Annotated in this window: 18 protein-coding genes; 2 read left to right on the top strand and 16 right to left on the bottom strand. The window is 63.8% G+C overall.

Annotation, left to right across the window (positions count from 1 at the left end; all coding sequences use genetic code 11):
• Positions 1-6: 6 nt before the first annotated feature.
• The 3 genes from ACFSNN_RS01125 to ACFSNN_RS01115 form a co-directional block, all read right to left on the bottom strand.
• The gene (locus ACFSNN_RS01125) at positions 7-729 is read right to left on the bottom strand and encodes a sulfite exporter TauE/SafE family protein (protein ID WP_134461907.1); all 723 of its coding nucleotides are present in this window, start codon (positions 727-729) and stop codon (positions 7-9) included.
• Between the two features lie 59 nt (positions 730-788).
• Positions 789-2,132 (bottom strand): hemolysin family protein, encoded by a 1,344-nt coding sequence (locus ACFSNN_RS01120; RefSeq protein WP_012428621.1) that lies wholly within the window; start codon positions 2,130-2,132, stop codon positions 789-791.
• 93 nt (positions 2,133-2,225) lie between these two features.
• Positions 2,226-3,047: a sensor histidine kinase gene (locus tag ACFSNN_RS01115; protein ID WP_134461904.1), complete on the bottom strand. Its 822-nt coding sequence runs from the start codon at positions 3,045-3,047 to the stop codon at positions 2,226-2,228.
• Positions 3,048-3,234: 187 nt separating this feature from the next.
• On the opposite strand from ACFSNN_RS01115, the gene ACFSNN_RS01110 reads away from it, so the two are divergent.
• Entirely contained in the window at positions 3,235-3,576 is a 342-nt protein-coding gene (locus ACFSNN_RS01110) for an FKBP-type peptidyl-prolyl cis-trans isomerase (protein WP_027803023.1), read from the top strand.
• 32 nt (positions 3,577-3,608) lie between these two features.
• Positions 3,609-4,400, top strand: a complete 792-nt coding sequence (locus ACFSNN_RS01105) for an AraC family transcriptional regulator (RefSeq protein ID WP_134461901.1) — start codon at positions 3,609-3,611, stop codon at positions 4,398-4,400.
• Positions 4,401-4,545: 145 nt separating this feature from the next.
• Here the strand turns inward: ACFSNN_RS01105 and ACFSNN_RS01100 are convergent, their stop codons facing one another.
• From ACFSNN_RS01100 to asd, 13 genes are all read right to left on the bottom strand, one after another.
• A complete protein-coding gene (locus ACFSNN_RS01100) occupies positions 4,546-5,736 on the bottom strand; it encodes an O-succinylhomoserine sulfhydrylase (RefSeq protein ID WP_134461898.1) in 1,191 nt (396 codons plus the stop codon).
• 301 nt (positions 5,737-6,037) lie between these two features.
• Positions 6,038-7,588, bottom strand: a complete 1,551-nt coding sequence (purF, locus tag ACFSNN_RS01095) for an amidophosphoribosyltransferase (RefSeq protein WP_134461896.1) — start codon at positions 7,586-7,588, stop codon at positions 6,038-6,040.
• 163 nt (positions 7,589-7,751) lie between these two features.
• A complete protein-coding gene (locus ACFSNN_RS01090) occupies positions 7,752-8,246 on the bottom strand; it encodes a CvpA family protein (protein WP_134461893.1) in 495 nt (164 codons plus the stop codon).
• A 7-nt stretch (positions 8,247-8,253) separates the two neighbouring features.
• Positions 8,254-9,183: an SPOR domain-containing protein gene (locus tag ACFSNN_RS01085; protein WP_134461890.1), complete on the bottom strand. Its 930-nt coding sequence runs from the start codon at positions 9,181-9,183 to the stop codon at positions 8,254-8,256.
• 29 nt (positions 9,184-9,212) lie between these two features.
• The gene (gene folC, locus ACFSNN_RS01080) at positions 9,213-10,523 is read right to left on the bottom strand and encodes a bifunctional tetrahydrofolate synthase/dihydrofolate synthase (RefSeq protein WP_134461887.1); all 1,311 of its coding nucleotides are present in this window, start codon (positions 10,521-10,523) and stop codon (positions 9,213-9,215) included.
• A 342-nt stretch (positions 10,524-10,865) separates the two neighbouring features.
• Positions 10,866-11,738, bottom strand: coding sequence for an acetyl-CoA carboxylase, carboxyltransferase subunit beta (accD, locus tag ACFSNN_RS01075; RefSeq protein WP_012428630.1), 873 nt, complete (start codon positions 11,736-11,738; stop codon positions 10,866-10,868).
• An 80-nt stretch (positions 11,739-11,818) separates the two neighbouring features.
• The gene (trpA, locus tag ACFSNN_RS01070; protein ID WP_134461884.1) at positions 11,819-12,631 is read right to left on the bottom strand and encodes a tryptophan synthase subunit alpha; all 813 of its coding nucleotides are present in this window, start codon (positions 12,629-12,631) and stop codon (positions 11,819-11,821) included.
• A gap of 64 nt (positions 12,632-12,695) precedes the next feature.
• A complete protein-coding gene (locus ACFSNN_RS01065; protein ID WP_134461881.1) occupies positions 12,696-13,601 on the bottom strand; it encodes a DNA-methyltransferase in 906 nt (301 codons plus the stop codon).
• 11 nt (positions 13,602-13,612) lie between these two features.
• Positions 13,613-14,806, bottom strand: a complete 1,194-nt coding sequence (gene trpB / locus ACFSNN_RS01060) for a tryptophan synthase subunit beta (protein WP_134461878.1) — start codon at positions 14,804-14,806, stop codon at positions 13,613-13,615.
• A 60-nt stretch (positions 14,807-14,866) separates the two neighbouring features.
• Complete coding sequence (locus tag ACFSNN_RS01055) at positions 14,867-15,580, bottom strand: phosphoribosylanthranilate isomerase (protein WP_134461875.1); 714 nt, start codon at positions 15,578-15,580, stop codon at positions 14,867-14,869.
• Positions 15,577-16,389, bottom strand: coding sequence for a tRNA pseudouridine(38-40) synthase TruA (gene truA, locus ACFSNN_RS01050; protein WP_134461872.1), 813 nt, complete (start codon positions 16,387-16,389; stop codon positions 15,577-15,579). Before truA ends, ACFSNN_RS01055 begins: the two co-directional genes overlap by 4 nt.
• On the bottom strand, positions 16,386-19,136 hold the full coding sequence (locus ACFSNN_RS01045; RefSeq protein WP_134461869.1) for a FimV C-terminal domain-containing protein: 2,751 nt from the start codon (positions 19,134-19,136) through the stop codon (positions 16,386-16,388). The genes truA and ACFSNN_RS01045 overlap by 4 nt, the downstream gene beginning before the upstream one ends.
• 139 nt (positions 19,137-19,275) lie before the next feature.
• The gene (asd, locus tag ACFSNN_RS01040) at positions 19,276-20,397 is read right to left on the bottom strand and encodes an aspartate-semialdehyde dehydrogenase (RefSeq protein WP_012428637.1); all 1,122 of its coding nucleotides are present in this window, start codon (positions 20,395-20,397) and stop codon (positions 19,276-19,278) included.
• Positions 20,398-20,451: the final 54 nt, after the last annotated feature.

Here is a 20,451-nt window from a genome sequence, read left to right as displayed (position 1 = left end):
TCGAGGCTAGCGCCCCGCCGCCCAAAGCAGTGAAAGTCCCGACGACAACATCAGACCGTCGACGACCAGTTTGAAAGTCGATGGACTCATCCGAACCACGATCGACCGCGCGGCAAACGAGCCGACCATCAGAGCGGATCCGGTGATCAAGCCGTCGATCACCACATGCAACGGCAACGCGCCGAAATGATTGAAGACCGCGACTTTGGCGGCATAAACGGTCAGAGAGGCCGCCGCTTCGGTTGCGAGAAAAGCGCCCTTCACGAGGCCATAAGACATGAACACGGGCACGGTGATCGGTCCGGTGGACACGACGATCCCTGTCAGAAAACCCACCACGCCGCCGATCAACGAAAGCTGCCACAACGAGAACTTGATATCCCGGCGCGCGAGCCAGCGCCGTGTCGGCACCATCGCGACGAAGAACAGGCCCAACGCAATTTCGACCGCGTGCGGTGGCAATGCAAGCAGCGTTCGCACACCCAGCGCCGCGCCCGGCACGGCCGTCACGCAGTAGGCGCCGCATGCGCGCCAGTCGATCTCGCGCCACCACGCGAGGACCTTGCCGAAGTTGCCCATGATCGCGGCGATCGCCATGATCGGCACCGCCTGTTGCGGACCGAACAGCATCACGAGCACGGGCATCAGCATCATCGACGAGCCGGTGCCGACCACGCCGCTTAACGTGCCGGCCAGCAATCCGACGCACAGCACCAACAGATATCCCATGTCGCCCTCAACGTGTGGACGGCAATTCTACCTGTGGCGTGCCGCGGCGCTATCTCGGTTCAACCACCTTCGTCGTCGAAGGTTTTCGGATAAACCCGCACGAGCACGATACGCGGCCCCTTCATTTTCTTGACCACGACGTCGAAGCGGTCGAACTCGACTCGCTGCCCTTCGCTGGGCAGGTCGTTGAGCGCCTGAATCACGAGGCCGCCGACCGATTCGGCCTTGCCCTCGTCGATGTCGATTCCCAACGCGCGTTCCAGCGAGACCACCGGCAAGCTGCCCTTGCCCATCAAGGTACCGTCGTCCATGCGCGTCCAGTCGGCGTCGCCCTGACGGAACTCGTCGTGGATCTGGCCCACCAGTGCGCCGAGCAGATTGTCGAGCGTCAGGAAACCGATTGGCTTTTCGCGCTTGTGGCCGACCAGCGCGAAGTGCGGCGCGCCCTTGCGGAAGCGGCGAAAGAGTTCGAGCGCCGGCATTTCCGGCGTGACGTATTGCACGGGCCGCGCGTATTTGGAGAGATCCTCGAGTGTGCTGCCCGCATGGCGGGCCAGCAGCAAGTCCTTCAAATGGATCATGCCGGCCACGCGCTCGCCGGACGCATCTTCGAACAGCGGATAACGGCTGAAGCGATGCCGCGCCACCACCTGCATGTTGTCGCGCAACGGCAAATCGCGCCGCAAGCCGATCATCTCGTAGGCCGGACGCATGAGGTCCGACACGGTCATGCGCGAAAAATCGAGCGAGTGCGCGATCGTGTTCCATTCGTCCTGACTGTAGGCGCCGTCCGCCGAACCCAGTTCCGTGGCGACGTTGGCGCGGCGGCCGCGCAGGATCAGCTTGAGTTCGTCGGTGGAGTAGTGCGAGTCGTGGCCGTGATCGGCGTCGAGGCCGGCGAGTTTGAGCACGGCATTGGCGCTCGAATTGAGCACCCAGATCGCCGGATACATGGCCCAGTAAAAGCCATAGAGCGGTGTGGCGGCCCAGAGCGAAACCTTCTCCGCCTCGCGAATTGCCAGCGACTTCGGCGCGAGTTCTCCCACGACGATGTGCAGGAACGAAATGCATGAGAACGCGAAGAACAGCGAAATGCCGTGGATCAGCTTCTCCGACTCCACGCCGAGCAGGCTGAAGACCGGCGTGAGCAACTCCGCGAACGCGGGCTCGCCGATCCAGCCGAGCCCGAGCGACGCCAGTGTGATGCCGAGCTGGCAGGCGGACAGATAGGCGTCGAGACGCCCATGCACCTTGGCCAGCAGACGCCCGCGCATGCCATGTTTGGCGGCAAGGCTTTGCACGCGCGTCTGCCGAAGTTTGACCAGACCGAATTCAGCGGCAACAAAGAAACCGTTGAGGGCAACGAGAAACAACGCACCGATAAGGGCGACGACCTGGATCAAAGCGAAAGGCTCCGGCAACAAAAGTTGTCAGTATAGAGGGTGAAAGCTCGGTGAAATCTGAATCGCGCAAACGAAGTGGCTGAGCCGGACCGTTCACTTTGCCGCAGTTGCGCTCAATGGGATGCGTAGCGCGAGCGTGGCCATGCTGCTGCCGGCTGCGTCGCCGCCGGTTGCTTCGCCTTGCTCGAAACTGCCGCCGTGCGCTTCCGCGACGCGCTTGCACAACGCCAGCACCCACGCGATCCGTTTCGCTTCGCGCGGCTCGCAGGCCTGCTTGCGGGCAAACGCTTCGAGCACATGGGGCAAGGCGGGGTCCTGCAACGTAGTGCTGCTCGTGTCGTAGGCGAGACTGGCGTGCCATGCGCTCGTGTCGGCCTTCGTGGACAGAACGACCGCGGTGCCTTCCGGGCTCGTTTCGACTGCGAACGTCAGCATCAGCCATAGCGCCGCAGCGAGGCGCTCGCGGTCGCCGCTGAGTTGCTCGGTGGCGAGTTGCGAGTCGAGCGTGACTTCCACGCCGCGCGTGCGAGCGAGGCCCGAGCGGACTTCTTCCACGGTTTCATCGAGTAGGGGATGCAGAGGGAATGACGCATAGTTCAGCGCCAGCGATTTGGTTTCGGCGCGCGTGGCGTCGACGATCGTCTCGAGCAACTTGACCTGCTGGTCCACGCCATTGCGAATGCCGATAACGGCGCGCTGCGAGTTGGGGTCGCTCGCGTCGAGCTTGCGCTCCAGCACGTACGCCCAGCTGTGAATGGCATTCAACGGACCACGCAGATCATGCGACACCAGCGACAGCACATGGTCACGCATGAACAGCGCGGTTTCCGCGCGCAGATGCGCGGTGCGTTCGGATACAGCGAAGCCGGAAGGGACTGGCTTTTCGCCGGCAATTCCGGTTGAAGACGTTGTCACGATCGAGCCCTCTCAGGCAGTTCACGATGATTGAAAGAAGCCCCATTATAGGCATGCCGTCCGGCGCGACCAGCCTGGCCGGACGGCCAACTGGCACGCAATCCGTGTGCCACGCGGCAACCCTCGGCATGCGGCGCCAACACGCCTACAATGTCGGTTTTTACTTGTTTGACCTGAGGAGCGACATATGTCGACTGTGACTACCGAATCCGGCTTGAAGTACGAAGACATCGTTGAAGGCACCGGCGCCGAAGCAGTGGCCGGCAAGACCGTCAGCGTGCATTACACCGGCTGGCTGACCGATGGCCAGAAGTTCGACTCGAGCAAAGACCGCAATGACCCGTTCGCATTCGTGCTGGGCGGCGGCATGGTCATCAAGGGCTGGGACGAAGGCGTGCAGGGCATGAAGGTCGGCGGCACGCGCAAGCTGACCATTCCGCCGCAACTCGGCTACGGCGTGCGCGGCGCGGGCGGCGTGATTCCGCCGAACGCAACGCTCGTGTTCGAAGTCGAATTGCTCGGCGTCTAAGTTTTTCGCCGTCCTGTCATCGCGCACCGTCGATGAGCCACGCCGCCGTTACCGCTCCTAGCGTTTCGCTGCGCCGCTACGGCACGATCGAAGCGTCGGACGTGCACGACTTTCACCAGGTCGTGCTCGGGCTCGACGGCGCGATGGTGATGGCGGTGGACGGCATCGCGCAACGCATCGACGCCGGCTCCGCCTGGCTCATCCCGGCGGGCGCGCGGCACGATTACGCGGGCGTCGGCGAGAACCGGCAGCTGGTGCTGGACTTGCCGGCCGCATCGCTGGCCGTGCCGGAACGCTTGTTCGACCGCGCGCGGGCCGTCTGCGTGGAGGGCTCGCTTGCGCAACTCGTGCATCGCATCGCGGCGCACGCCACCGGCGGCGCTCTCGGCGACGATCTTGATTCACGGCGTTTTCATTGGGACGCAGCCGCGCGTCTCGGCGCTGCGTTGGTGGCCGACGCGGGCATCACGGTCGGCGCACCGGCAGCCGGCGCGGGTGCGGGCGCGGGTCTCGACTTTGCGCGTATCGACCGCTGGTTGCGCGCGCATTTGTCGGAGCCTTTGCGGATCGCCGACCTGGCCGCGCACTGCGGCTTCGGCATGCGGCGCTTTCATCAGCTTTTTATCGAGGCCTTCGGTGAAACGCCGCATCGCTATTTGCAGCGGCTGCGGCTCGATACGTCGCTCGCGCTGCTAGCCGATCCGCGCCGTTCGCTGACCGATATCGCGTTGGATATCGGCTTCGGCGATCAAAGCGCGTACACACACGCGTTCACGCGGCGTTTCGGGCTGGCGCCCGGTCAGTGGCGCGCGTTGCGCCACTGAGCTTTCAACGCGCTGGGATTCATTGCAGTGAGTCGCCACGCGTTGCTCTATGTACTGTAGTTTCATTGCGCGAGCCACCTGAACGGAACGGCTCGCGTGTCCTGCTTCACCCATTCGTTCGAGCCCTCGCTCGAACCTTCTTCGCTCAACCCGCCAGACCGCGCTCCAGATCGCTGCGAATATCGCCGGCGTTTTCCAGACCGACGGCAAGACGGATCAAGCCTTCGCTAATGCCCGCCGCCGCGCGCGCTTCCGGCGTCACGCGACCATGCGTGGTCGTAGCCGGATGCGTGATGGTGGTACGCGTATCGCCGAGGTTGCCGGTGATCGAGCAGATCTTCGTGTTGTCGATCACGCGCCATGCATTCGCGCGCATCTGCTCCGGCGTGTCGCCCTTCAGTTCGAACGAGAGGATCGCGCCGCCCGCCTTCTGCTGACGCATGGCCAGCGCGTGCTGCGGATGCGATTCAAGCCCCGGATAGAACACGCGATTCACGGCCGGATGCGCTTCTAGCCAGCGCGCGATTTCGAGCGCATTCGCCGACTGCTTTTCGACGCGCAGCGACAGCGTTTCCATACCCTTAAGCAGCACCCATGCGTTGAACGCGGACAGCGTCGGCCCAGCGCTGCGAACGAACGGGAACACCTTTTCCATGATGAACTGCTTCGAGCCGACCAGCGCGCCGCCGAGCACGCGCCCCTGGCCGTCGAGGAACTTGGTGGCCGAGTGCATCACGACGTCCGCGCCGAGCTTCAACGGCTGCTGCAAGGCCGGGCTGCAGAAGCAGTTGTCGACCACGAACAGTGCGTTGGACGCCTTGGCGATCTTGCTGATCGCTTCAATATCGGCGACTTCGGTCAGCGGATTCGACGGCGTTTCGAGGAAGAACATCTTCGTCTCCGGGCGCACGGCGTTTTTCCACGCGGCCAGATCGGTCGGATCGACAAACGTGGTCGTGATGCCGAACTTGCTGAAGATCTGCGAGAACATGCCGAGCGTCGAACCGAACAGCGCCTGCGAGCTGACCAGATGGTCGCCCGCCTGCAATGCCGACATCACCACCGACATGATCGCGGCCATGCCCGACGCCGTCGCCATGCAGGCTTCGCCGCCTTCGAGCGCGGCCAGACGATCCTGGAACATCGAGACGGTCGGGTTCGTGAAGCGCGAGTAGGTGTAGTTGTCTTCGGAATTCTTGAATTTTTCGGCCGCGTCCGCGGCGCTCTCGAACACGAAGCTCGAGGTCAGGAAAATCGCTTCCGAATGTTCGTTGAAGTCGCTGCGCACCGTGCCCGAGCGGACTGCCAGCGTGTCGAAGTTCAGGGAGTCGTCCATGTTGGTTCTGGTTTCCAATGTTCCATGGCTGCGTTCGGCCTCTGCGGCTCACGTGCGAGGTGAGCGCGTGATGCCGAACGGCAGCAACAAAAAAGCCCGCTTTTGCGTCGGCATAAGCGGGCTTCATGTGCGGGGAAAGCTGGAGCGGAGGTAGATGAATGCGGCTCTTCCACCATTCGCTTTAGCTGTTTCGGGTTGCCCCGCGTCCGCAAGCTGAGTTCAAATCGACGCAAGCCGTCATGCTAACACGCTCGCGGCGCGGCGTGCAGCGTGCCTTGCCGGGAGCATGCTCGAACCGCGCTCAACCCACCGACAGTTGCAAATGCAGTTGCGAACGGGCCGGCGCGCCGCCGTCGATCGCATCGCTCGCGGCGTCGCGGTCCGATTGCGAGGACGGTGCGAGACGCGCGGTTTCGATGCGGTCCAGGTACTCGGTGGTCACGTCACCGGTCACGTAGTTGCCGTCGAAACACGACGCTTCGAATTCCTTCAGCGCCGGATTGATGTCGCGCACCGCTTGCTTCAACGCGTCGACGTCCTGATAGACGAGGTGGTCCGCGCCGATCATGCGCGCGACTTCGTCGTCCGAGCGGCCGTGGGCGACAAGTTCACCGCGCGTCGGCATGTCGATACCGTAGACGTTCGGGAATTTCACCGGCGGCGCCGCCGAAGCGAAGATCACCTTGTTCGCGCCGGCATCGCGCGCCATCTGCACGATTTCGTGCGACGTAGTGCCGCGAACGATCGAGTCGTCGACAATCAGCACGTTCTTGCCCTTGAACTCGATTCCCATGGCGTTCAGCTTCTGGCGCACCGACTTCTTGCGCACAGCCTGGCCCGGCATGATGAAGGTGCGGCCGACGTAACGGTTCTTGAAGAAGCCTTCGCGATATTCCACGCCCAGCTTCTTCGCGACCTGCATCGCAGCCGGACGGGACGAATCGGGAATCGGCATGACGACGTCGATTGGAACGTCGGGCAGCTCGCGCTTGATCTTCTCGGCGAGGTAGTCGCCCATGCGCAGGCGCACGTTGTAGACGGGCACGCCGTCGAGCACCGAGTCCGGACGCGCCAGATACACGAGTTCGAAAATGCACGGGTTCAGGCTCGGGTTCGTGGCACATTGCTGCGAATGCAGGTTGCCTTCGATGTCGATAAAAATCGCTTCGCCCGGCGCAATATCGCGCACGAACTCGAAGCCGATACCTTCGATCGCGACCGATTCCGACGCCAGGATCCACTCGACGCCTTCCGCCGTTTCCTGCTTGCCGAGGCACAGCGGGCGGATGCCGAACGGGTCACGGAAGCCCAAGAGGCCATAACCGGCGATCAGCGACACGATCGCGTACGACCCGCGCACCCGGCGATGCACGCCCGACACCGCCTTGAACAGCGCAGCCGGATCGAGTTGCAGGCCCGAACTGGACAGCTGCAATTCGTGCGCGAGCACGTTGAGCATGACTTCCGTGTCGGAATTGGTATTGATGTGGCGGCGATCGATGCGGAACATCTCATCTTTCAGCTGCTGCCAGTTGGTCAGATTGCCGTTGTGCGCGAGGATGATGCCGAACGGCGCGTTCACGTAGAACGGCTGGGCCTCTTCTTCGCTCGATGCGGAACCAGCGGTCGGGTAACGGACCTGGCCGATACCGGTCGTGCCGGGCAGGCTGCGCATGTTGCGCGTGCGGAACACGTCGCGCACCATGCCGTTGGCCTTGTGCATGTGGAAGTTGCTGCCGTTCGCTGTCGCGATGCCGGCGGCGTCCTGACCGCGGTGCTGCAGGAGCAGCAAGCTGTCATAGATCAGCTGATTGACCGGAGAGTGGGAAACTACGCCTACGATGCCGCACATGGCATGTCCTTCAAAGGTACGAAATTCGTCATGGCGGCCGCTGCCTGCGATGGTGTCCCGAAGTGACGTCTTTCGGGACGTTCGCGAAGCTACGCGACCGAACGTAAAGGCAGCCGGTTTGCGCCGGTGTCCTGCTGCGTTTCCCTTTCCGCTCGCCTGATCGTCACACTCGGACGTAAGCAGCCAGCGTCTCGGGAAGCAGCGGTTTCATTACGTGCACGCCCTCGACCGCATAGGGCCGAAGCAAGGCGTTGCGCCAGAATTCCTGTTGGGGCAGTTCGGTCAAGCCAGCGAGGGCGACCAGAATCAGCACCAGAATGACCCCGCGCACGAGGCCGAACATCAAACCGAGCGAGCGGTCCACACCGCTCAAGCCGGTTGCCTGCACAATGCGGCTCAAAAGGGCGTTCAGCACGCTCGCCACCAGCACCACACCGATCACCACCAGCGCAAAGGCCAGCAGCCATTGGGTCAACGCGCCGCCCGGCCAGGTGGACGGGATATACGGCACGACGTAACCGACGAAGCGGCAAGCAATGAAAAACGCCGCAATCCATCCGATCAGCCCAAATATCTCCGACAAAAACCCGCGCCATGTACCGCGCAGCGCCGACAAACCGATCACCGCCATTACAGCGTAGTCGAAGGCAGTGAACATCGCTCGCTTACTGTGCGGTGCCGCTGTTCGCGCCCGACGTCAAGCCGACCTCGCGAACCTTTGCGATGGCGGCGCTTGCCGCTGCGCGATCGGCGAATGGGCCGGCCCGCAGCAACGTGAGCGTGGAGCCGTCAGCCTGCTTTCGATGTTCGGTATATGCGGGCACACCCGCCGCTTTCAACTTGGCCGCCCAATTGCGCGCGTTGGCGTCGTTCGCGAAGGCGCCGAGCTGCACGGCGAAACGGCTGCCCGGCGGCGAAGCCGGCGTGCCGGAGTTCGCGTCCGCGCTGGCGGCTGTGGTCGTATCGTCGGAGCTTGGGGCTTGAGCGGCCGGCGCCGGTGCGGTCGCGGCGTTATGCGTGACCGGCGGTTTCGTCGCCGGTTTGGCGGGCGCTGCGGGCGCCGATGGCGTAGTGTTCGCCGCCACGGACGGTGCTTGCGGCTTCGCTGCCGGCTTGGCGGCGGACGCCACCGCGGTCGTCTCCGCGCTCGATTGCTTCGTAGCGCCGGACTGGCCTTGCCTCGCTGCCGTTGCCGGCGCAAGGCCGGATGCTGCGAGTGCCGCGTCTGGCGTTGCGGGATTATCCGGTGCTACGCCGGCCTGCGTGTCTTCCTGCGCTTTGGCGAGCTTCGGCGCGGGACGGCTTGGGATGTCGATGGAGATGTCGTCTGTGACAGGCTTGGGGTGCGAGTCCAGCACCATCGGCAGAATCACGACCGCCGCCACGACCATCGCGATCGCGCCGACGAGGCGGCGACGCGCACGCTGCTTTTCCGGCAACGTAGGGTCGAGCAGCATCGCATCGGCGTCGACGGTGCGCTCCGTGCGGCGGGTTCGCCGCTCCACGCGCTCGCCACGGGCGGCCCGGGTGGAACTGGTGTTTGCGCCGCGCCGGGTGGGCGCGTCGTCTTTCTTGCCGAACGAGAAAATTCCCATGAATCGCTTGGTTCGAGCCTGGCGCCCGTTCAGTGTTGCTGCGATTTACGGTAGGCCATCACGCCGGCTACCGTATAGAAACTGCCGAAAACCACGATTCTATCATTCTCTGACGCTCGTTTTAGCGCGTCTTGGAAAGCCTCTGCCGGTGTGGCGTAGCGCGTCACGCTGCTGTCGGCTGCCTCTTCCACGCCCTGCTCGCGCAAGGCCGCTTCGAGTTCTTCCGCCGACGCCGCCCGCGGCGTCGGCAAATCGGTCACGCACCAGTGATCGATTTCGCCTTTCAGGTTCGCCAGTACGCCGGCAATGTCCTTGTCGCGCATCGCGCCGAACACCGCATAGGTGTAGGGGAAGAAACCCATGTTGCCCAGGTTTTGCGTCAGCACGGCGGCCGCGTGCGGATTGTGGCCGACGTCCAGCACGATAGCCGGCTTGCCCGGCAGCACCTGGAAACGTCCCGGCAGTTCCACATTGGCAAGACCGAGGCGAATGTCCTGCGCCGACACCGGCAGACGGTCACGCAGCGCTTCGAGCCCTGCCAGCGCCGCCGACGTGTTGATCAACTGGTTTGCGCCGCGCAGCGCCGGATAGGCCAGCGCCGAACGCCGCATGGTCGGGCCGACGTAGCTCCATTGCTGGCGCTCGCTGCCGGCCTGGCCTTCATAGCGGAAATCCCGGCCGAACAGCCACAACTCGGCGCCGATTTTTTCCGCGTGATCGATCAGCGATTGCGGCGGAACCGGGTCCGCGCAGATCGCCGGCGTGCCCGGACGGAAAATGCCGGCTTTTTCGAAGCCGATTTTCTCGCGCGTGTCGCCGAGATATTCCGTGTGATCGATATCGATGCTGGTGATGATCGCGCAATCCGTATCGACGATATTGACCGCATCCAGACGGCCGCCCAGACCGACTTCGAAAATCACCGCGTCCAGTCCGCGCGAAGCGAACAGGCTCATGATCGCCAGCGTCGTGAATTCGAAGTAGGTCAGCGTGACCGGTTCGGCGAGGCTCAGACGCGCGGCTTCGACGGCTTCGAAGTGCGGCAGCAGCTCCGCGTCGCTGGCCATTGCGCCGTTCACCCGCGCGCGCTCATTGAACGACAGCAGATGCGGCGACGTATGGCAGCCGACCGTGAATCCGGCGCGCAGCAGAATGGATTCGAGAATCGCGCAAGTGGAACCCTTGCCGTTCGTGCCGCCTACCGTGATCACCGGACACGCGAACGACAGTTGCATCGCGTCGCGCACCTGGCTGATGCGGGCCAGCCCCATGTCGATGCCGACAGGATGCGCGGATTCTAGGTGCGTGAGCCACGCGTCGAGGGTGGGGAATGTGGTCATCGGGCGAATCGCGAGTAAATCGATTAGGCAGTGTTGCGAATGGGCGCGGAGCGACGCGGGCGGCTGCGGCTGCGGCTGCCGCTGCGGCTGCGGCTGCGGCTGCGGCTGCGGCTGCGGCTGCGGCTGCGGCTGCGGCAGGAGTTTAGTGGCGGGCGCCGCTTTATGCGCGCAAACCACATGTGCCTGCGCTGGCCGCCGTCAGCAACTTTAGCCGCGTTGCGAGACCGTGATTATCCCGGAAATGACAGCGCGCCGCTTGATCACTCAACGCGGCGCGCTATTTTTTACTGCTTCTGACGGCCGCCGCGCGAAAAGCGTGGCGACAGTTCACGCTGGCGCTGCTTACGCGACTGCGTCAGCCGGCTGATGGCTCAAAAGCGCCATCAATTGAGCAAGCTCTTCACGCAGCTTGCGACGGTCGACGATCATGTCGATCGCGCCCTTCGTCAGCAGGAACTCGGCGCGCTGGAAGCCTTCCGGCAGCTTCTCACGCACGGTTTGTTCGATCACGCGCGGACCGGCAAAACCGATCAACGCCTTAGGCTCCGCGATCACCACGTCGCCGAGGAACGCGAAACTGGCCGACACGCCACCCATGGTCGGGTCGGTCAGCACGGAGATGAACGGCAGCTTCGCTTCGGCGAGCTTGGTCAGCATGGCGGTGGTCTTGGCCATCTGCATCAGCGACAACAGGCTTTCCTGCATGCGCGCGCCGCCCGAAGCGGTGAAGCAGATGAACGGCACTTTCTGTTCGAGCGCGTTCTGCGCGCCGCGCGCAAAGCGCTCGCCAACCACCGAACCCATCGAGCCGCCCATGAACGAGAACTCGAAGCAGGCTACCACCACCGGCAGCGTGTGGATTGCACCGCCCATGACGACCATTGCGTCGGTTTCGTCGGTGTCGTCCATCGCCTCTTTCAGGCGGTCGGGATACTTGCGGCTGTCTTTGAACTTGAGCGCGTCAACCGGAACGATTTCCTGGCCGATCTCGTAGCGGCCTTCCGGATCGAGCAGACCGTCGAGCCGCTCACGCGCGCCAATGCGCATGTGATGGTCGCACTTCGGGCAAACATGCAGATTGGCCTCGACGTCGTTACGGTATAGCACCGCTTCACACGACGGGCACTTGATCCACAGCCCTTCCGGAATCCCCTTGCGGTTCTTCGGGTCGGTTTGTTTGATTTTCGGCGGCAGCAGTTTGTCGAGCCAGCTCATAGTGAATCCTTCTCGAGTCTACGATCGCGCAAACGGCGGGACAAGCCCGCCGCTCACACTACAGAAGACAAAAATAACTGTTATCGGGCAGTCGCGACGCTATCCAGCGCCTCGCGCACCTCGGCGACGAAACGCGTCAGCGTCTCGGCAGCGGCTTCGGGTGCCGCCTGTTCGAGCAATTGCACAATACGGCTGCCGATCACGACGGCATCGGACACTTCGGCCACCGAACGCGCGGTTTGCGCGTCGCGAATACCGAAACCGACGCCCACCGGCAGGGGGACGCGCGACTTGATGGCCGGGATTTTACTCGCGATGCTGGAAACGTCCAGATTTGCCGCTCCAGTCACGCCTTTCAACGACACATAATAGACGTAGCCGCTGGCGATTTTGCCGACTTCGGCGATACGCTCGTCGGTAGACGTGGGCGCCAGCAGGAAGATCGGATCGATGCCCGCAGATCGCATCTGTTCAGCGAAGTTAGCGCACTCTTCCGGCGGATAATCGACAACCAGCACGCCATCCACGCCAGCTTCCTTCGCCGCTCTCGCAAAGGCTTCAGTACCCATGCGTTCGATTGGATTGGCGTAGCCCATCAGCACGACGGGTGTCGTGTCGTTGGTCTCGCGGAAGCGCTTGACGTCGGCGATCACGTGACGCAGCGACACGCCATGCGCCAACGCCCGTTCCGACGACTGCTGGATCACCGGGCCGTCGGCCATCGGGTCGGAAAACGGCACGCCGAGTTCGATCACATCGGCGCCGCCGGCGGCGAGCGCGTGCATGAATTCGACCGTGCGCGCGGGGTCCGGGTCGCCGGCCGTCATGAACGGAATGAGTCCTTTCTTACCTTGGGCGGACAGCGCAGCAAACGTGTTCTTGATACGGGACATGGAATATTCTCGGATTTGGGTCACTGCGCAGCGTGCTCATCGCACGTCGCTCGCTGCACTTCGCTCATTGCACTTCGGTCTGCCGTTGAGTTTTGGCTTTGACCCGACGCGCAACAGGCGGATTGGCAGCGGCGCTCACGCGTTCGCGCGCGATCGCGCAGTAACTTTCATTGATTTCATAGCCGACAAATTCGCGCTGCTGACGGGCGCAAGCGACCGCGGTGGTGCCGCTGCCCATGAAAGGGTCGAGCACGCGCCCGCCCTTGGGACAACTTGCCAGCACCATCCGCTCGACAATTTCCAGAGGCTTCTGGGTAGGGTGCGCGACGCGCTCGGCATGTTGCCGATGCAGCCGCGATACCGACCAGACATCCTTTGGATTATAGCCAACCTCCAGCCACTTACTGCCTTCGAACAATTTACGCGAACGCGCCTTCTTCGTGGCGGCATCGTACGGGATACGGACGGGATCGAGATCGAAGAAATAATCCTTCGACACCGCGAAAAAGCCGATGTTGTCGTGCACCGAAGTAAATCGGCGCACCGTTCCGCCCATGCTCGGCACACGCCGGTCCCAGATGATTTCGTTGATCATCGTGAGTTTTGTCTTCAGGAAGCTGAAGATTTCCGGCGCGTACTGCCAGGTGCAGAAAATGTAGAGCGAACCCGACGGCTTGAGCTTGGGAATAGCCAGTTCGAGCCAGCCACGCGTCCAGGCGAGAAAATCTTCGCCCGTACGCATGTCGGAGTCGTTGCCATAATCCTTGCCAAGCCCATAAGGCGGATCGCATACGATCAGATCGATCGATCCGTCGGGGATGTTCGCTACATCGGTCAGAAAATCGCGGTTCAACAGTTGGATGCCGGCAGGCACCTGCGGCAACAGCGATGCAGGCGCCTCGGCCGCCGGGATATCGGCGGCCGGCGTGGTTTCAATTGCCGGCTGCGGCTCGTCGAACTCGTCACGCATCGTCGCGGCGCTCAGAACTGAATGCCCGATCGCTCAGCGACCGTATGCATGTCCTTGTCGCCGCGGCCCGACAAATTGACCAGAAGGTACTTGTCCTTCGGCAGCGTCGGCGCGAGTTTCGCGGCATAGGCCAGCGCGTGGCTGGATTCCAATGCCGGAATGATGCCTTCGATTCGGCAGCAATCGTGGAATGCTTTGAGTGCTTCTTCGTCGGTGATGCCGACATATTCCGCGCGTTTGCTGTCTTTTAGCCAGGCGTGCTCGGGGCCGACACCGGGATAATCCAAGCCCGCCGACACCGAATGCGTCTCGATGATCTGGCCGTTTTCGTCCTGCAGCAGGTACGTGCGGTTGCCGTGCAATACACCGGGGCTTCCGCCAATCAGCGACGCGGCGTGGCGGCCCGATTCAATGCCGTCGCCGGCTGCTTCGACGCCGATCAATTTCACCGAAGTGTCTTCAATGTACGGATAAAAGATGCCCATTGCGTTCGAACCACCGCCAACACACGCAATCACCGCGTCCGGCTGACGGCCGACCAGTTCAGGCATTTGCACCTTGCACTCGTCGCCGATCACGCGCTGGAAGTCGCGCACCATCATCGGGTAAGGATGCGGTCCCGCCACGGTGCCGATGATGTAGAACGTGTTTTCGACGTTGGTGACCCAGTCGCGCATGGCTTCGTTCAGCGCGTCCTTCAAGGTCCGCGAGCCCGACTCGACCGGCACGACTGTCGCGCCGAGCAGCTTCATGCGATACACGTTGGCGGCCTGGCGGCGCACGTCTTCGGAGCCCATGTAGACCACGCATTCCATGCCGAAACGCGCCGCAATGGTTGCCGTAGCCACGCCGTGCTGACCAGCACCGGTTTCCGCGATCACGCGCGGTTTGCCCATGCGTTTAGCAAGCAATGCCTGACCGATCACATTGTTGACCTTGTGTGCACCGGTGTGATTCAGGTCTTCGCGCTTGAGGAACATCTGCGCGCCGCCGAGCATTTCGCTCCAGCGCTGAGCGTGATAAATCGGCGACGGACGGCCGACGAAATACTTCAATTCGCGCTCGTATTCCGCGACGAATTCCGGGTCTTGCTTATATTTGTCGTATGCCTCACGCAACTCGTCGAGTGCGTGGACCAGCGTTTCAGCGACGAACACGCCGCCAAATTGGCCGAAATGGCCTCTTTCGTCAGGCAAGTTATACATGGTGATCACTCTTCTCAGTGTGGCGCGCGGCTCTCGTGCGAGACAACCGCCGCGCCGCAATCATTCGGCGTCCGCTGCGCGCACCGCGCGTACGAACGCCGCCATCCGGGCGTGATCTTTCACGCCCTTGGCGCCCGGCGTTTCGATGCCGCTCGAGACATCGACCGCGTACGGGCGCACGCGATGGATCGCTTCACTGACGTTTTGCGCGTTCAACCCACCACTCAAAACGGCCCGACGCGCGAGCTCTGCTGGAATAAGTGACCAATCGAAGACCTTCCCGCCGCCGCCGTACCCTTCGACATGGGTGTCGAACAGAAGGCCGCTGGCTGATGAATAGCTAAGAGCCGATTTTACCAAATCGGCCGGCTGAGTATCCGCCGCAACGCGCAACGCGCGCAACCAAGGCAAACCCGCAACGCCCGCGAGCGATTCGCACTGCTCGGGCGTCTCATCGCCGTGAAACTGCAACAGCGTGAGTCCGACGTTGCTCGCAACCTCGCGAATCCAGTCCGGCGTCGCGTTGACGAACAAGCCGACCACCGAGACGAACGGCGGCACATCGTGCACCAGTTCGACCGCCTGCGCGACGCTGACCGACCGCGGGCTCGGCGGGTAGAACACGAGGCCGATTGCGTCGGCGCCGAGGTCGATGGCCCGGGACACGTCTGCGGGCTTCGACAGGCCGCACAGCTTGATGCGCGTGCGATGCGGCGCGGCCTGCTGCTGGGCGCCTTCGTGGGATTCGTTCGCGAGGTTTTCGGTTGAGTTCATGTTTGCGCTTGCTCGGTCCATACGGTATTCCACGGCACGCTGCCCGTTTGCGGCGCGGGCACGGCGAATTGCTCAGGATAGCCCACCTGCGCCAGATATAAACCGTCCGGCATGAAGGTCGGCGCGGCGAAATCGCGATCGCGGCTCGCGAGCACCTCGGCCATCCATTCGACCGGGCGACGGCCACCGCCGATGTACACCAGGCAGCCCATCAGGTTGCGCACCATGTGGTGAAGGAACGCGTTCGCCCGAAAACGGAAATGGACGAAGTCGCCCTGTTGCTTCACATCGATCTGATACAGGTGCTTGACCGGCGTTTTCGCCTGGCATTGCGAAGAACGGAACGCCGAAAAGTCGTGTTCGCCGAGCAGATGCGCGGCGGCCTTCTGCATTGCGTCGACGTCGAGCGCCGTATGCACCCAGCCGGCCCGCGTCGCCAGCATCGGCGAGCGCACTGGATGGACGTACAGCACGTAGTAATAGGTCCGCTCGAACGCCGAGAAACGCGCGTGAAACTCGTCGGGCATCGGCTTGGCCCACTGCACCGAGATCGTCTTCGGCAGGAACGAATTGGTGCCGCGAACCCAGGAAACGTCGGCGCGATCCAGTTCGGTATCGAAGTGCACAACCTGCCCAAGGCCATGCACCCCCGTATCCGTGCGCCCCGCGACGACGGTTTGCACCGGCGTCCGCGCGAACTCGCGCAGCGCCCGTTCGAGCTCGTCCTGCACGGTGTTGCGGTGCGGTTGCGATTGCCAGCCGCAGAATGCCGAACCGTCGTACTGGACGCCTAGCGCAATACGCTTCACGACAAAGGGGCGAGCGTCGAGAGCAACGCGCGGGCCTCGGTGCGCGTACCCGGATCGTTCGTCTCGATCACTTCGTTGATGAGCGTGCGCGCGCCGGAAAGGTCGCCCAGTTCGATATATTCGGCCGCCAATTCGAGCTTGTTGCGGGCGATGCGGCTGAGATCGTTCTGCGTAAACGCCGGCAGCGGCTGGGCCGGGCTCGGCGGCAACTCGAGATCGAAATCGAGCTTTAACGCGCCGAAGCCGGCCGCGCCCAGGCCCGTGCCAAACCCCGCGCCCAAGCCCGCGACGGCCGCGTGGCCTGCGGTGCCCGCAGTGATTTCGTCGGCAATGTGTGGCGTCTCGTCGTCCGGTTGGGGCAGCGGCACGGCCTGTTGTGCTGTGGTTTCCGGCGACGCCACCGGCTGGCTCGACAGCGAGGCGGGCGCTGGCAAGGCATCGGCGGACGACTCGACGCGTGGCGGCAACGGCATGTCGAGGCTGCCGAACGCATCGACGGCGTCGCGCGGGAATTCGCTCGGCACGGCGGCGGGCGCGGACTGCGGTTGCGCTCGCGGTTCTGGCTCGCGGGTCGGCGAGGCATCGGACGGTAACGTTTGAACCGGTTGAAGTGGCTCGTGTGCCGGTTCGCTATGCGCCCGCTGCGCCTCGTCCGGCAACGGCTCGACAGGCGAAGCTGCATCGCTGTGTGACTGACCGAACTCCGAAATAGAGTGCGGCTGCGTGAGATCGACCGGCGGCGGCACGTTCAGATGACGCTGCGATTCGATCGACGGCTCCAGCCGCGCGGCCGGCGTATCGTCCCATTGCAGACGATGAGCGGGTTCCTCGTGCAGGAAGGCGTCGTCGACGGGCTCGAGCGGCGCCAACGGCAAGGCGTCGGCGCCGAGTTCCGCGGCGGCGGCAAGGCTTGCGGCCGTGGTTGCGCTGTCGAAGTCGTCGTGGTGGGGCGCGGGGAAAGGTTCCGGACTCAAACCGCCCTGAGCGGACGGAGCGACGTTCGGATTCAATTGCGCAGGTTCGACGGATTCGGGCGCGGCGTCGCGCGTATGCGAGATGTGGTCGGGCGCGTTGAGGTCGGGTGAGGGGACGGGTGTGTGGGCTGCAACGGGTTGATTTTCTGCTGCACGTTCCCCGGTTGCGCGTTCTGCTGCTGCGCGCTCGGCTTCGGCCTGCTCTGCTGCCGTGCGCTCCGCCGCTGCGTGTTCTGCCTCTGCTTGCTCTGCTGCGGTGCGTTCCGCTGCTGCGTGTTCAGCCGCAGCCTGCTCTGCTGCCGTGCGTTCCGCCGCTGCGCGTTCTGCCGCTGCCTGCTCTGCTGCCGTACGTTCTGCCGCCGCGCGTTCAGCCGCTGCCCGCTCTGCTGCCGTGCGTTCCGCCGCCGCGTGTTCAGCCGCAGCCTGCTCCGCTGCCGCACGCTCTGCCGCTGCCTGCTCCGCTGCTTTTTCCGCCGCCTCCCGCGCAGCGGCCTGACGAATCTCCGCGTCGCGCTCCGCCGCGACCCGTTCCGCCATTTCACGCGCCGCCGCGTCGCCTTCCGCAGCTTCACGCTCCGCAGCCGCCAGTGCCGCCGCGTTTCCAACGGCCGAATCATCGCCGACGTCCGACGCTCCGCGCGCCCAAACCCGCTCGCGCGTCGACACGACGTCCTGCGGCCCCGTTGCCCGCGCGGACGCTGCCTCACCGTCATCCGCCGACGCAGCTTCCGCCGCCAGACGTTCGCGCTTACGCCGGCCCATGCGCAGCGCCGCCAGCAGCGCAACCAGCGCCGCGCCAATCGCCGCCGCCACGCTCAACTCCGTCTGCGACATGCCAGCATCACTCGATGTCGATGCCACCGGCGTAGCGCCATGACTCGGCACAGCCGCCGCCGATGACACGCCAACCACCGGCTGCGCGACGCCGGTCGACGCCGTGTTCGTAGCGGGAGGCGTCCCGCCGATACCGTGTTTCTGCAACTCCATCAGCACGCGATTTTTCAGCGCGAGCAATTGCTGCAAGCTCGACACCTGCGCACGCGGTTGCGATGCCGGCTGCGCGGCGGTCGTCGCCGGAGTTGTGCCGGCACCAGCCGATGATGCGCCTTCAGCCTCGCTAGCCGACGGCTGAATCGAACCGGTCCACTCATGGGTACCGCTGGCCGGCAATGCCGCCGCCTGAGATCCCGCGATAGGCGCCGACGAAGCCGTGCTACCCGGTGTCGCCGAGCTCGCCTCAGTGGCCGCACTGGCCATCGCCGAAACAGCGGGGGCGGCTGGCGTCGCAGCGCTTGCCGCGGCCGCGTTGACCTGCGCCACGGCACTCGCCGCGCTAGTCGCAGATGCCGCATTGGGCGCCGAAGCAGGCGCAGCCGCGACACCCGCCGCCGACGCCGCCAGCGCACCCGACGCGTCTAGCACCGGCACCGTCAACACCGCACCCAGCCGCAACCGGCTCGGGTCGTGGCTCATGAAGGCATTCGGGTTCGCATCGAACAACGCGCGCGAGGCACGTGCGAGCGTCGCCTTGTCGTGCGACTGCGTGACGGCAATCGCCACGTCGTTCAGCGACTGCCCAGGCCGCACCGTCACTTGACCACCGTTCGCGTACGAAACGGAGGCGGCGTCCGGTGCGCTCGCGGCATCGCCCGTTGCGGCGGCCGCGCTGCCCATGCCAGCGCACGCAAGCGCGGCGGACACGGCGGCGGCCGTCAATCGGCTCGCACCCGAAAGATTGAACATAGCCCGAAGGGATGAGAGTCGAAGGTTCATCGGGACTCCTGGCGCGTCAGCGCGCAGCCCTTTTTTGCGGTTGGAAAGAGACAAGATAATCGGAGCACACAATGAAAAAAGCGCCGCGCAAGCGCGACGCTTTTTGAGTTTTCTACGCGTCGTGAGCGCGTAGTTTACTTTACTTGTCGAGCACAATGCGAAGCATGCGACGCAGCGGTTCCGCGGCGCCCCACAACAGCTGATCGCCGACCGTGAAAGCCGACAGATATTCGCCGCCCATGGCCAGTTTGCGCACGCGGCCGACCGGCACCGTCAGCGTACCCGTCACCACTGCCGGGGACAGATCGCGCATGGAAGCTTCGCGCTCGTTCGGCACGACCTTCACCCAGTCATTGCCAGACGCGAGGATGCTGTTCACTTCGTCCAGCGGCACGTCCTTGTTCAGCTTGATGGTCAATGCCTGCGAGTGGCAGCGCATTGCGCCGATGCGCACGCACAGGCCATCGACAGGAATCGAACCCGGCGTGCCCATGGCCGGCTTGCCGAGAATCTTGTTGGTTTCCGCGCCGCCCTTCCACTCTTCCTTCGACATGCCGTTGCCGAGATCCTTGTCGATCCACGGAATCAGCGAGCCGGCAAGCGGCACGCCGAAATTGTCGGTCGGCATGCGGTCGCTGTTCATCGCGGAAAGCACGCGACGGTCGATGTCGAGAATCGCCGACGACGGATCCGCCAGGTCTTCCTTGGCCGCGCCGTACAGCGTGCCCATTTGCTGCAGCAGTTCGCGCATGTTTTGCGCGCCCGCGCCCGAAGCGGCCTGATACGTCATAGCCGTCATCCAGTCGACGAGGTTTTCGCGGAACAGGCCGCCGAGCGCCATCAACATCAGGCTGACCGTGCAATTGCCGCCGATGAAATTCTTCTGGCCCTTGACCAGCGCGTTCTTGATCACGTCGAGGTTGACCGGATCGAGAATGATGACGGCGTCGTCCTTCATGCGCAGCGACGAAGCCGCGTCGATCCAGTAGCCGTTCCAGCCTGCCGCGCGCAGCTTCGGGAACACTTCGTTCGTGTAGTCGCCGCCCTGGCAGGAGATGATCGCTTCGCACTTCTTCAGGTCGTCGATGCTTGTCGCATCTTTGAGCTTGGTCTCGTTTTTGGCGAACGACGGCGCGTTGCCGCCCGCGTTGCTGGTGCTGAAAAACACCGGTTCGATAAGATCGAAATCGCCTTCCTGCTGCATGCGTTGCATCAGGACGCTGCCGACCATGCCGCGCCAACCTACGAGACCTACGTTCATGACTTCATACCCTTCGAATGGAAACTTCCCCGCATCTTTGCCCGCAGTGACCGC

Source organism: Paraburkholderia dipogonis, assembly GCF_042680985.1.
GTDB classification, from domain to species: Bacteria; Pseudomonadota; Gammaproteobacteria; order Burkholderiales; family Burkholderiaceae; genus Paraburkholderia; species Paraburkholderia phytofirmans.
Note: the sequence above shows the minus strand (reverse complement) of the source record. Positions and strands in the feature narration are given on the sequence as shown.